This window comes from Bdellovibrio sp. HAGR004, assembly GCF_055397015.1.
Genome location: NZ_AP029176.1, coordinates 4,085,099 through 4,097,435 on the forward strand (window position 1 = coordinate 4,085,099; position 12,337 = coordinate 4,097,435).

Here is a 12,337-nt window from a genome sequence, read left to right on the forward strand (position 1 = left end):
GTATGAATCATCTTGGGAATGCTTATTTTGAAAGCATTCTTTTTCAAACAAAGACAATCCCTTAGCGATTTCTCACGCTTAAAAATAATTTTTAAAAATTTTGCCGGAGTTATGAGGAGACCCGGGAAAGTTGTTTATTATTGAGATTTTCTACAACCTTGGTCACGGCTACATAAAATCCCGCATCTACGAGTGGCGCCTCTATCACGAAGAGTTCGAATTGAAATTGAACTTCTGTCCCGCTTTTTTGTTAACCGGACTTTTGACCACCAAGGTCACAAGGTCTATTGGACTTCTGCAAAGAAATTGCAGGCAGACATTTTTGAAGCGCGTGCGAAGAACAACTTGGATATACTGTTTAAGAAAATTCTCTCTGCAAAACTTTGGATTTATGATGACTTCGGTGTCGTCAGCTATCCCCGAGAAATTGCAGAGGAAGTTTTTGATCTATTGGATCGTCGCAAACACAGTTCTGCGATGATCCTGACGAGCAATCGTGAGGTGAAGGAGTGGTGCCAGGTTTTTCCGGATGCCGTGCTTGCGAACGCGGCCATTGATCGAATGTTTGAACATGCAATTGTCCATGTATTTAAGGGCAAAAGTTACCGACTCAAAGGAAAGATCGTTGAAAAATGTCGTTCATTACTTCGATCAGATATTTTTTCTCTAAACGATCCCAGCCAAACAACTCCCGAACATGGGTGAAGTTCTTTTGCTCCACGCAACACTGATCATTCTTGCGGTAGGGACGACCTCGCTTAAGAGCAACCTTTTCTTCGCGATCTTGCAGGTAACGGAGGAATTGATGGTTTAAAAACTCGTTACCATTATCCGTGCAGATCGTGTGTAACTTAAACGGCAAACCCTGTTCGATGTCCACCATACACGTCGTAACTCCGAACTGTACTGTTTTTTCTTAAGTGAGACGAAATCCCAGAATTTGGTTCGTCAGGTTGGTTGTTGAACTTTTAGACATTCCTAGTTTTCACGTCAACAACATTTTTGTTTTTTTTTCTTTCCAATATTCTTTCCGCTCTGTCCAAGTTTTTTGTTTAAGCTCTTTCAAGTTATTTAGCAACGTCGTTTTATTATTCATCTCGTGAACCATCTGCGGAGTAAAATTCCAAAGCGCCCGATGAGGACGTTTTTCATTGTACCATTCAATGTATTCACCAATGACTTCTTTCGCAGTCGCTTCGTCTTGATAGTCGCCAACTAAGTAAATTTCTTCTTGCTTGATCGTTCGATAAAATCTTTCTGTTAAAGCATTGTCCGTTGGTCTTCGCACGCGCGCGTAGGAAAGATCGGCACCTATGTCTTTGAAAAATTCTTTCGTCACGCGGGCAGTATTCGGACTTCCTTGATCCAGTCGCAGTTCCGGCTTTAAGTGCCAATCTAGAGGGATGTTGAAGTTTTCAAGGCCATCTTGGTAAAGACGTTTAATGTGCCAGGCGTTTACGGATGGAACGATTTCGTAGTGGATAATCAGCCTTGAAAAGAAATCAATCATCGTTAGCAAGTACCAACGCATTCCGCCGATACGAAGCTTTGTCCAGTCTGCACCCCACATAACATTGGCCTGATAAACTTCATAGTGAGGCTCCTGCCAAGGTGCGGGTCTTCGTGCGTAAGGCTCGACTTGATTATTCTCTTTTAGACGTTTGTAAACGCTCGTCGGCGATACAAAAGTTCCCTCAAGTTGTAACATGCCTTGGATCTGTCGATGGCGCATCTCAGGGTGTTGTTCTTTCATCTTATCAATTTCAGAGTAATCAACCTCGGTGAGACTGCGCACTGTTGTGCGCGGCTCAGTTGTCGCCACCGATGAAGAGGCCTTCCTCCATCGATAGTAGCTTGATTTTGAAACCTTTAGATTTTTTAGTATTTCTACCAATACGCGGCCCTTCCGTTTTTCGCTTTCGACGAAAGACAGAATCTCTGTTTTTTGAATTTCCATTAAATGTTGCCTCGGCTCGATTATTCCCAATTCGTCTCTTTTTTTAAATCCGCAATCGCTTGTGCTTGGGAAAGCACAAGCGCCTCAAGGCGCGCAACCTTGCGTTCTAATAGCTTCTTCTCTTTATCTGCGGGTGCCTTGCCATTACGAAGGCTCGACTTGATTCCAACCGCAAGCTGACGCTTCCACTTGTTAAAAACACTGTAAGCAATGCCGGCTTTTTCAACTGCCGCCATCGTGGTCATTCCACTTTTGATACTAGTCTCGATTTGATTCAGGATGTTTAATTTTTGTTCAGGCGAAAAAGATCTTTTCGCTTTCTTGGCTTGGTTCACTCGTCATTCCTTTATGGTTATGACTCACCAAATTTGCAATTTTCCTCCCATTTTCAAAAAACAGTACAGAACGAAGATCTACCCCAAATCGCTCGACATTCTGTCCAACCACTTAGAACATCTGTTACCGTCAGAGTGATCGCATAAGCTCCACTTAAGCTCCCGCCACAATGGTGAACGGTGTCAGCCTCGACATGGCCCACGGATCTCACGTTGTAGTCTAGGGGCTTTAAAGGGATCATTGTCGTGATATACTTCCCAGCCCTCGTGCCACTGTTCCAATGACGGCGGTATTGAGCTTTATAAGGTCGCAAGTAAACGTCGATGGTTGTCTTGCTCATTTGTAGCAATAAATGTTTAGTCACCTCGGGCGCATCGTAATGAATGATCCAACGAGGTAGGGCCTTCTTCATACGACGAGAACACAACTGACCCATATCCAACCACAGCCTCTTTAAGTGCTGGATCACGAAGTCGTTGTAAATGCGGCGACGTCCGCGCGACTCTTGCGGTTTTTTAGTCTTGATGGAATTCAATACCCTAATGGCACTTTTTCTATGAACTTTTAAATTTTTCTCCAGCTCATCCAAAATGAGACGCTTCTCTTTGCGACACGCATTCTGGTAACGCTCACTCATAACTCGAACATAGTCCCATTTGCTAGACCCTTCCACTAAATCACCTCCCTGTGATTTCAAGGACTTAAGACTAGCTGATTCGGTAACACTATTTAACGGGCAATGAGGTTGGGGACGAAAATCTGGATCTCGTTTTGAGGCATCTTCGGTAACATTTATTTCCGGGCAATTCGAAGAGGGTCCCCTCTGTCACGGTTCTAACCATTATCTACACAAATTGTCGCCTTCCCTAAATGAGACAACCAGGCTGCTCTTAATCGATTTTGAGCTGGCATTTGATATGCACTCTCTTTCTTTGTGAATCAAGAGAACAAAAAAAAGGAGTCTTTATGAAAATTTTAACTTTATTGACCATTGCACTCTCAGCTAATTTTGCTTTTGCTCAAATTAAAAATGAGAATGAAATCTATGAAAGAGCACTTGAGCAGCGCTACGGAAATGAAATTTCTGGCTATAATGACGAGATCAGAAGACTTGATGCCAAAATTGCTGACTTACGAGCCTATCAAAGAACCCTTCCCGCAGACAGAGCCTCAGTACACAAAAATCTTTCCGCTCAGATATTATATCTACAAACTCAAAAGCAGCATGCAGAGGAAGGCAAAAGAAGGTTGCACGCAGACACTGTACATCACTTAAGAACAAATCCAGCAGCATATAATGAAGCCTATAGAGAGGCGGCAGCGGAGAACAATCCATCTCGCTCAGATTTGAAGGGTATTCAAAAAATGGAGCTTAGAAGGTCAGAGTTTACGTCGCGGGAAATCAGAGAAATCAATGAGAACCCTAATAATCGAGATTTCATTGCTCATCGCCGGGATGGGTCTTTCACCAAATTTACTTTAGATAGCAACGATAAAAAACGTCTTGTACACGCATTTGCTGATAAATCTTTTTATAGTGAGATAAACAACAGAAACACATCACTCGAAGAAGCCTATCAGAAAATGAAAGTGATGAGTTTTGGAGAAAAATTTCCCACTTATGAGCAATTTAGACATGATGTAGGGCAACTCAATAACCTTTCAAGACAACTCGACAACGCGAGCGATGTATCCGAGGTCAAAAAAATTCTTAACGATTTCGAAAGAATCAATAAACCATATACACTCACATTAGAGAACTTTATGAAGCTGGAAGCGAAGGGCTATAGCATTGGAAAATGGTATGGAGAAATGAAAAGCGTACCAGGTGGCTGGCGACGCGACGATGGTTATTTTTTGAAAAACCCTCAGGGAGATCAAGTTCTGTTTACCAATTCAGGTGAACTTGAGGGCATGATTAAAAAGGGATCTCGATTGCCTCGAGGAAATGTCAAGGTTGCTTTAGCTGCATTCCTCTCTGCTGCTGCTTTGTCTGCCCAGGCCGAATCGTTTGAATTGGGCAATGAATATGATTCCGAAGCTGAGACAGAGCAAACTCCAATAAACTTCAACGACCGATCCTGGGCTCAAGAAGCCCCAGCACGCGGAGTACGATAGTGCTTAAAGGCTCAATTTTTGAAAATATGTTCTGCCTTTGGCATTTATAATCCTGATCTGCGCGCAAAAAATAAATCGCAAAGAAACGGCACCGGAATTATTTCCAGTGCCGTTTTTAGAACATAACCGGGAGCCTCAAAATGTTGCTCAAAACCCTCTTAGAACTGACCATATCAACATCCTTCGCTTTTTCACTTTATCCTGAGGCGTTCCCTTTTCGGACTCCCCCTTTAGATGCCTATCCATCCAGAACAGCACTCACACATTTGGCGGAAAGAATTTGTAGCGGTCTTAAAAATGATATTAGCTACATGCAAAACGGACTGCCGTTAGATATTTCATCAGCGCTAAACAGACAAACCTCTAACTTAAAAATCGATTCTAGCAGCTCAGGCGCTACGATCAACCTCGCCATTGCCAGCAACCCAGGCATGATTGCCAATTTCATATTCGATAAAAATGTGACAAACTTCACCATGACTCTCAAGCGACCCACGAATGAAATTGAGCCCATTAGCCGCATAAATCTGGATTCGAACTGCCGTCTTTACCAGGCCTATAATCGAAAGATTCAGCGACTCAATCCTCCGTGGCTCGTAAACAATCCAACAGAAGACCTGTTGAACAGAAGATATCAATTGCTCGTGAGAACACGGATATACGCATCGCCACTGGCAATATCGATGTCATCTGGAGCAAAATTCCAAAATGGTTGACGGCCGATTTAGATTTGAAAGCTGATAATCTTAAGCTTAAATTGGGCTACGCTCCTTCTCATGAAATCACTGCTAAATCCCTTACTATTAATATTAACCCGGCCGAAAGTATTTGGACAATTTGTTGAAATTGTGATTTGATTCTTATCATGCGACAAGATGCTAGGAAATTAGATCACAAGACATTGGAAGCGCTTCGTATTCGTGGGGTTAAGCAGATTCAAAGTGGTGTTAGCCCTGAAGAAGTGAGGCGAGTATTAGGTTTGTCTCGATCAACAGTTTATAATTGGTTGGCCCAATACCGTGAACATGGAATGGATGGATTAAAAGCAAAGAAAATCAGTGGGCGTCCGCCAAAAATCAACGGCAAGCAGATGAAGTGGATCTACGACACGATTGTACAAAAGACTCCTCTCCAATTTAGGTTTGAATTTGCTCTCTGGACACGGGAAATGATCCAGAAAATTATTCGAGATAAATTTGGAATAAAACTGGGCCTATCCTCTGTAAGCCGACTTCTGAAGCAGTTGGGGTTAACCTGCCAGCGCCCCATATTCAAAGCCTGGCAACAGAACTCACAGCAGGTAAACAACTGGCTTAAAAAAGTATTCCAGAAGATTAAAGCTCGCGCCAAGAACGAGAAAGCAGACATTTATTTTGCTGATGAGGCTGGTGTCAGGAGTGATTACCATAGCGGAACAACATGGGCACCCAAGGGCGAAACTCCCGTTGTCGAGGCAACTGGCGCCAGATTTTCTGTGAATATGATTTCAGCCGTGAACCCCCGAGGGGATTTTCGATTTATGGTTGTAGAAGGGTCAATCGGTGCAGCTGTTTTTGTGGAATTTTTAAAGAGACTGATGACTGGGTCGAAGAAGAAAATCTTTTTAATAGTCGATGGCTATCCAGCACACAGATCAAAGAAAGCAAAGGAGTTTGTATCTTCCACTAAGGGAAAGCTAGAGTTGTTTTATCTGCCGCCGTATTCTCCAGAGTTAAATCCAGATGAGTTGGCGTGGAACACTTTGAAAAATGGGGTTCTTCCGACTTTATTGTGTCTATAGAGGGTAGAGATTGAGTCTTCCGCAGTAAAATAGGATTGCTATTCGGTAGTTGGCAAAGTTTCTAAATCCTCGCGCATTAGCCTTAATTGATTGGATTTTCGAATTAAACCCCTCCATCATAGCATTTGTGATTTGATGTCGCAGATAGGTCAGGATGTTATTCAAGTGTCGTTTCATGAGCTTTGCGACATCGACCATAGGCTTTAGCCGTGAGTGCGTAGCCCACCAGTACCACTGCTTGAAGAACTTTTCTGCCGACGCCTTATATGAGTAATTCCAAAAATCAGAAAACTGTTCTTTGAGGGACCACGCTCGACCTGCCTTCAGGTTGTTCATGCGAAGGTTCTTGAACTTTTCTTTTTCATTGTCGCTCATGTTTGCAGGGTTTTTTAAAAACAGATACTTGGCCCCCTTCAACGTTTCGTCGCCATCTCTCATAAGGTCCCTATGTTCTGCACGACGTACTTTATCGACAGCTTCATTCAAGTACTTTGAGATGTGGAACTTGTCGTGAACGATGTTGGCCTGTGGAGCATTTGTCTTAGCAGAGGTTATAAATGCATCCCACATGTCCATCGCCACAGCATCAACGCCAGTACGGACCTCCTCCGGAATCCTTGACCAGAGTTGATTTGCCGACTCAAGTGTCCTTCCCTCAACGACGTCCAAAATTCGTTTGCCGTCGATGTCCACCATCAGTAATGCGTACTTGTGGCCCTTCAAAAAACTTTTCTCATCAATACCAACATTTTTGATTTTATCAAGATTTCGATGCGCAAGACCACGCTCAACTGCGCGGGATTGGATGTGGTGAACTTGATCCCATGATAGCCCCAATAACTTTGCAGCTTCTTTAATGCTCTTGGCTGCGATCATAACATCAATTGCAAAGCGTTCAAACAACAGTGTGAACCGAGAACTCGGCCCAGCCCAAGGCACACTGATGGTTTTTACTCCATGATCTGGACACTCGGATCTTGGCACCCTTGATTTAATGACAGTTTGAAACTGCATCGTGTCCAGATGACGCCATCGCCGTTCTTCACGATGATCTTTTATCTTGCATGAGCGTTGACACTCAGGACATTCCACTTCGTGATCCGACGGCCACTGAACATCAATCTCGACAAGACGTTCTTGCATTCTCAAATCAACATTAATGACAGTCCACGGTGGGACAAGGCCCAATAACAAGCTATAGTGTTGGTGCAAATCAGATGAGTTTTTCATCCGAGAATAAAAGCCTAAAACTTAGGCAAAACTCAACCAACTACGCTCTGCGTCCCACAATAAAGTCGGAATACCCCTTTTTTTGTTTCAATCCGAGACGGACACATCCTCTACCTTAGTCTGAGGTCCGAATCCGACTTTTAACTTGTTTGTATATAGCGAACGATCTAAAATTGTTCCATGAGGTTTCACTATAATGGTCAAAGCACCCTGTTGTTCGTCACCGTCCTGTGTGCCATAGGCGTCGTCTTTGTGCTAAACTCTGCAGATATCCAAAAAAGAAACTACGAATACAAAACCAAGGATCACGATCAAGTTTTGCTCAACGAAGTCACCACTTCGGCCTTTGCGGTGATGGAATCCGCGCTGGCGCGTCGCCTGTGGGAGCCACCTCCTGACAACAACTGTCTGAAATCTGAATCCTTCAGTGTCGAAGGAAAATTAGATGGCGGCATGACTTGGAATGTGACTGCCAAATACAACTTCACCACCAAAAACTACGAGCTGGTTTCTGAAGGTCATTACCGAGATTTGAAGGCCGTTTACATCAAGCGCATCAAGGTTCTGGATGTGTCTGACTACTTGTTATTCTCGGGATCGGATGATCCTTTGACTTTGCGACGTCTTTACAACGCCAACTTCCCGACCGCTTTAATCGCTCGTGATCGTCGGATTTACACTAAAGGTCCAATACAGTTTGGCGGCAACATCAATCGCCCCAACGGAATGATGGACTGGAACGGGTCCCCAAGTATTTGGCCTGGCGAATACGGTACCATCATTCAAGGCGATCGCATTCAATTTGGCGGGGGCATGCAGTATATTCAGTACTCTGTACCTAAACCCAATCCGCACCCAAGCAATATTGAAACCTTATTAGCTCCTTTTGCCAACGCCATCGGAACACCGGCCACACATCATAGCCAGTTTGGCGGAGGCTCCACCATCATTACTCGCGACTTTAACAAGGCCATGACTCTTAAACAGCAGGTCATCGATACAACAGCCGGGCCGCTCACGAAGACTTCTATTCGCAGCGAAATCTACCCGATTGCTCTATTTGGTGGAACTCCCCCGCTGAAGTCCTGGGAGGCCACTGATAACGGCACCTATTTCAATGATGTTGATCGCTACTCGATTTTTTATTATGGCTGGGGTGGCGACAATAATTTTGGTGTTCGTCTGGATGCTACCTGCATTTCAAAAGTCGACGCAGACGCAACCAAAAAAGTCTGTTCTAACTCTGAACACTTTCCCAAAGGCTTTAAGTCCTGGAGAAGGGACGCCGGACTGGAGGGCACGCTCTTCACCGCTGATGCTGAAGAGATTCCCTCTCCGAAGCTGAATTGGGATAACATGGAGGCACTGGAAGAGGACGCGCGCCAATGCGGTCGTGTCATCGATAGCCCTACCAACCCTTACACGGATTGCCCGATCTGGGATGCCTCCTACCTGAAGCGCTATGCCACTGGGAACACTGCCTGCGAGCAAGTTTCCAACATCGATTTGAATACACTCACTTTAAATAACTTCAATGTCGCCCAGCTGACCAATGCCAGCCTGAAAGAGCGCTTACTTCGTCGTGTAATTTACACAAAAGTTCCAACTGAAATTCGCCAAACCACAGCCCAGGGTTTGATGTCGGGTGTTCTGCCCACCAATCCCGCCAGAAAAAATTTCTCGTTATGGATTATCAGCGAGGACACGCTGGCTTTGAGGGGCTATCAGCAGGATACGACTTCGCCCTTAAGTTCAGATCCTGGTCGTTTGCGCGAGATTGTCTTTAATAGCGATGCCAGCGGAAGTGGACGCGAACCCATTCCGATGGTCATGCTGTCGCCTGAGCGCGTTCATCTTCTAAGTCCGCAGTATGTGCCCGCCTCCCCCACTTACATGAGCACTTATTGGCCCGTTGTGGGTGGAAAAATTCAACCTGTTCTGCACAACTATACTGATTACATCCGCCAGGAAAATGACGGATTCCGCTATGGGTACCGCACCTATAAGATTGATAGTGTCAGTCTGATCACCAACGCGAACACCAATACTGCCACGCCATTTGTTTTGCGCGGCTTATGGAGCGGGCCTGACTCCAGTGCCCATCAGTATCCATCCAATATGTGCATGGTTAGCATGGCCGGATATACACTGGAAGAAATTCCACCCCACAAACTCAATGTTACCGCAAAAATCCCGACGTATGTGTCGAATGCAAATTCGCCCATTCCGCCCTTGAGTTCCAATTACTTCAATGGTGACACCTCTCGTATGCCAAGGGCTTATTATCCCGCGGTTTTTGACCTGCAAAGAGCCTCGGGTATGGCAGGTCGTGAAGAATCTGACGTCGTCTATTCAGGCATTCGCATGTATACAAACTTTGATTCCTTTGTTCCTTCGGGCAAGAAAGATCTGAACACTCCTTCGCGTATCCTAGCTGACACGCGTTCCAACGGAGGAGCACCCCTTTCCCTTGAGCACAAAAATGTTCAGTGGGACACCGGATACTATTACCAGGACGTCCCTGCGGGATCCGCCTGCATCCCTTCAAACTTTAAATCCCGCGAAGCCGGTTACTACATTGGTGGAGTCCTTGAAACACAACCCAGTGTTAACAACGGTCGCTATATCTTCGTACATACCGACCCACCTGTTGATTACCGAAATCTCGGATCCATCATCGGAGTCGATCAACCAATCCTGGAGACACGGAATTAGATGAAACCTCAATTGAACAACTTGGGTATGACACTCATCGAAGTCCTGGGGGCTGTGGCAATTTCCTTGATCAGCCTGACCGTTCTTATGCAATTGACCCTTTCCAACAGAACACATAAATCCGGCATTGATCGCTCCATAGTCTTCAAAGAGGTCCTGACAAACAATGCAATTGAACTAAAAGGGGCCTCTGTTGATGACATTCCCTTGCCAGGCAACTGCATCGTGCGAACTTACGACTTTCAGATCAATTTCAAAGATCAAAGCAACGTCAGCGGATCTCCGCCGGCATGCGGGGTGGCTTTACCTGGAAATAACACTATCCAAGTCATCTGGGAAGTGGAGCCCGCCGCCAGTATTCAGGCGGATTTTAGCTCTTCCAGCCTGAAGTTGCCGAAGTACTCCAACAGCTTAAAGAAGGTTAATATTTACGTGCGTGGCTATCCAAACGGGACAGGGGGACAGTTGATTCAAAACCAAGTCACCTTGTTTAAAAGATGAAAAAGAGTTCCGGCTTCTCCGTCATGGAGCTTCTATTGGCTGTCAGCATCTCAACGATGGTGATCGGCATTGTCACCTATCTGATCCATAACTTTTTTTCTGAACAGAAGAATATGGAGACCTGGTCCGCCGGTCAGCTGGAAATGTCCATGGCCCTCAGAACAATCGAAGGCGATATTCGCAACGTGATTCGCATGGACCCGGTTGAAAATCTGAGCAACAGCAGTTCGGTGGAGTATTTCGGCTTGACGTCCCTCTCTCCCGGGATGGAGCCGTCGGTTTGCCTGAATGATAATGGCGCCTCTGTGATTCGTTATACAACTTTGGATCGTAAGCAGAGATCTGAACGAGTGCTTCGCGCCTGGTCAGAAATGGCTGACTCCAATAAAACCGGAGCTTCCCATGAACTGCGCCTGACGGCGGATGAAACAGAGGCTTCGATGTTCACAGCGACCAAGATGCCAGTCGAAGTGGTTCTTGTGGATGCCGATAGACGCTACCTTCGTCGATACACGGTGGTATCCAAAAGAATGAGTCTATCTACCAATCTGGATCCCTATGATGACCTTCCCAAAGTCGACTCTTTTGGTGCGCCGGTTACTTTCAAGTATGCTTCAGCCATCCTAAAGAATCCGACGAATATCAGCGGTAGTGCGATCACTTCCAAAACGGCCGTCTTTATTACCGGTTCTGAGGTGTACTCATCCCGCACGTACTCTCTTTGCCTGCGTAAGTCGGATCGCAGTCTGATCCGATTTGATGAAAATACCCGAGAAGAAACCGTTTTACTGCAGAACCCCCATGTCGACTTTACGATTGAGTCCTTCCGGGTCGGTTACATGGCGACCCGAGCCGGGATCCGGGTAGAGCCAGCCAGCTTCCTGCCCGAGATGCTAAGTCTTTCCAATATGGCTTGTATCAACACAGTGATGTTCACATTGAATCTGAATGCATCAGAAAGTTTATTGAAAAGGAATCAATCCCAGACCGTGGGTGAACTGAAGACCCAAATCATGAGGCAAAGAACGGTTTATTCGCAGAACCTGAGCATCAAACGACCCCTCAGCTGTCAACAGTGAGATCCGTTGAAAAAGAAAAAGGGCTGATTACTCAGCCCTTTTTTTATTGTTTAAACCCTTTTAGACGGTCGTTTTCGGATTCCAACACTCGAACCAGCGTTTTTAAGTCCGTCACTTCTTCTCTCAGGTGAAGGATCTGTTCCTCTTTTTCCTGAAGGATCTGGGTGTAGGCCTTCTTAAGCTCGTTGAGCAGTTTGTTAGCGGCCGTTAAGATGGGTTCGTCTTTATTCACTTTCACCATCTTATCGGTCAGGTCAGCGGTCTTTACTTCGTCCTTTGAAGTGGCCATTTCATAACCTTTCATCATTCCTTGATGAGCACCCACCAAAGCAAGGTCGCTTTCTTGGGAGGGGCGATGTACTCGTTGATGGGTACCCATCGGTTCGTCCATGATGAAGTACTTGCCGTCTTCAAAGCGGAACTTAATGTCGTCAGCCTTGATCCTTCGGCGGAGGGTACTCACACTAATTTTGTACTTAGTGGAGTAGTCCGTTAGCGGTAACCAAGAACCATAGGTCTCGACGTTCATTATTTCCTCATACTTTCTACTTCGGTGGCGCCGAAGCTTCAGTAGCTCGCCTTTGGGAGAGGTGGTCCCCTTACTCAGCTTGCGTAGTCAAC

General features: G+C 45.4%; 13 protein-coding genes. 7 read left to right on the top strand and 6 right to left on the bottom strand.

Annotated features, from left to right (window positions below; genetic code table 11):
* The first annotated feature begins 192 nt into the window (after positions 1–192).
* Positions 193–705: an ATP-binding protein gene (locus tag ACZ5ZV_RS20315; protein WP_464119087.1), complete on the top strand. Its 513-nt coding sequence runs from the start codon at positions 193–195 to the stop codon at positions 703–705.
* Here the strand turns inward: ACZ5ZV_RS20315 and ACZ5ZV_RS20320 are convergent.
* From ACZ5ZV_RS20320 to ACZ5ZV_RS20335, 4 genes are all read right to left on the bottom strand, one after another.
* Complete coding sequence (locus ACZ5ZV_RS20320; protein ID WP_464121442.1) at positions 611–883, bottom strand: hypothetical protein; 273 nt, start codon at positions 881–883, stop codon at positions 611–613. The genes ACZ5ZV_RS20315 and ACZ5ZV_RS20320 overlap by 95 nt on opposite strands.
* A 102-nt stretch (positions 884–985) precedes the next feature.
* Entirely contained in the window at positions 986–1,957 is a 972-nt protein-coding gene (locus ACZ5ZV_RS20325; RefSeq protein WP_464119088.1) for a transposase, read from the bottom strand.
* A 20-nt stretch (positions 1,958–1,977) separates the two neighbouring features.
* Entirely contained in the window at positions 1,978–2,292 is a 315-nt protein-coding gene (locus tag ACZ5ZV_RS20330; protein WP_464119089.1) for a transposase, read from the bottom strand.
* Between the two features lie 53 nt (positions 2,293–2,345).
* Positions 2,346–2,930 (bottom strand): hypothetical protein, encoded by a 585-nt coding sequence (locus tag ACZ5ZV_RS20335; protein ID WP_464119090.1) that lies wholly within the window; start codon positions 2,928–2,930, stop codon positions 2,346–2,348.
* 329 nt (positions 2,931–3,259) lie between these two features.
* Between ACZ5ZV_RS20335 and ACZ5ZV_RS20340 the strand changes: the two genes are divergently transcribed.
* The 3 genes from ACZ5ZV_RS20340 (at position 3,260) to ACZ5ZV_RS20350 (ending at position 6,191) form a co-directional block, all read left to right on the top strand.
* Positions 3,260–4,411, top strand: a complete 1,152-nt coding sequence (locus ACZ5ZV_RS20340; protein ID WP_464119091.1) for a hypothetical protein — start codon at positions 3,260–3,262, stop codon at positions 4,409–4,411.
* Positions 4,412–4,551: 140 nt separating this feature from the next.
* Positions 4,552–5,127 (top strand): hypothetical protein, encoded by a 576-nt coding sequence (locus ACZ5ZV_RS20345; RefSeq protein WP_464119092.1) that lies wholly within the window; start codon positions 4,552–4,554, stop codon positions 5,125–5,127.
* A 149-nt stretch (positions 5,128–5,276) separates the two neighbouring features.
* Positions 5,277–6,191: an IS630 family transposase gene (locus tag ACZ5ZV_RS20350; protein ID WP_464119093.1), complete on the top strand. Its 915-nt coding sequence runs from the start codon at positions 5,277–5,279 to the stop codon at positions 6,189–6,191.
* On the opposite strand, the gene ACZ5ZV_RS20355 is transcribed toward ACZ5ZV_RS20350, so the two are convergent.
* Positions 6,186–7,421, bottom strand: coding sequence for an ISL3 family transposase (locus ACZ5ZV_RS20355; RefSeq protein ID WP_464119094.1), 1,236 nt, complete (start codon positions 7,419–7,421; stop codon positions 6,186–6,188). The two genes, ACZ5ZV_RS20350 and ACZ5ZV_RS20355, sit on opposite strands and share 6 nt — an antisense overlap.
* Before the next feature lie 180 nt (positions 7,422–7,601).
* Here ACZ5ZV_RS20355 and ACZ5ZV_RS20360 point away from each other — a divergent pair, with 180 nt between their 5' ends.
* Genes ACZ5ZV_RS20360 through ACZ5ZV_RS20370 form a run of 3 tightly spaced genes read left to right on the top strand, consistent with a single transcriptional unit; the run spans position 7,602 to position 11,716 of the window.
* Positions 7,602–10,136, top strand: a complete 2,535-nt coding sequence (locus ACZ5ZV_RS20360; protein WP_464119095.1) for a hypothetical protein — start codon at positions 7,602–7,604, stop codon at positions 10,134–10,136.
* A complete protein-coding gene (locus ACZ5ZV_RS20365) occupies positions 10,137–10,637 on the top strand; it encodes a type II secretion system protein (RefSeq protein ID WP_464119096.1) in 501 nt (166 codons plus the stop codon).
* Positions 10,634–11,716 carry a PulJ/GspJ family protein gene (locus ACZ5ZV_RS20370; protein ID WP_464119097.1) on the top strand — a complete coding sequence of 361 codons (1,083 nt, stop codon included), beginning with the start codon at positions 10,634–10,636 and terminating at the stop codon, positions 11,714–11,716. Before ACZ5ZV_RS20365 ends, ACZ5ZV_RS20370 begins: the two co-directional genes overlap by 4 nt.
* Positions 11,717–11,759: 43 nt before the next feature.
* Here ACZ5ZV_RS20370 and ACZ5ZV_RS20375 read toward each other — a convergent pair whose 3' ends face one another.
* Positions 11,760–12,245: a hypothetical protein gene (locus ACZ5ZV_RS20375; RefSeq protein ID WP_464119098.1), complete on the bottom strand. Its 486-nt coding sequence runs from the start codon at positions 12,243–12,245 to the stop codon at positions 11,760–11,762.
* Positions 12,246–12,337 lie beyond the last annotated feature (92 nt).

Coding starts and splice junctions, on each gene's coding strand:
- ACZ5ZV_RS20320 (WP_464121442.1), bottom strand. CDS start 883: ATGGTGGACATCGAACAGGGTTTGCCGTTTAAGTTACACACGATCTGC.
- ACZ5ZV_RS20325 (WP_464119088.1), bottom strand. CDS start 1,957: ATGGAAATTCAAAAAACAGAGATTCTGTCTTTCGTCGAAAGCGAAAAA.
- ACZ5ZV_RS20335 (WP_464119090.1), bottom strand. CDS start 2,930: ATGAGTGAGCGTTACCAGAATGCGTGTCGCAAAGAGAAGCGTCTCATT.
- ACZ5ZV_RS20340 (WP_464119091.1), top strand. CDS start 3,260: ATGAAAATTTTAACTTTATTGACCATTGCACTCTCAGCTAATTTTGCT.
- ACZ5ZV_RS20345 (WP_464119092.1), top strand. CDS start 4,552: ATGTTGCTCAAAACCCTCTTAGAACTGACCATATCAACATCCTTCGCT.
- ACZ5ZV_RS20350 (WP_464119093.1), top strand. CDS start 5,277: ATGCGACAAGATGCTAGGAAATTAGATCACAAGACATTGGAAGCGCTT.
- ACZ5ZV_RS20355 (WP_464119094.1), bottom strand. CDS start 7,421: ATGAAAAACTCATCTGATTTGCACCAACACTATAGCTTGTTATTGGGC.
- ACZ5ZV_RS20360 (WP_464119095.1), top strand. CDS start 7,602: ATGAGGTTTCACTATAATGGTCAAAGCACCCTGTTGTTCGTCACCGTC.
- ACZ5ZV_RS20365 (WP_464119096.1), top strand. CDS start 10,137: ATGAAACCTCAATTGAACAACTTGGGTATGACACTCATCGAAGTCCTG.
- ACZ5ZV_RS20370 (WP_464119097.1), top strand. CDS start 10,634: ATGAAAAAGAGTTCCGGCTTCTCCGTCATGGAGCTTCTATTGGCTGTC.
- ACZ5ZV_RS20375 (WP_464119098.1), bottom strand. CDS start 12,245: ATGAACGTCGAGACCTATGGTTCTTGGTTACCGCTAACGGACTACTCC.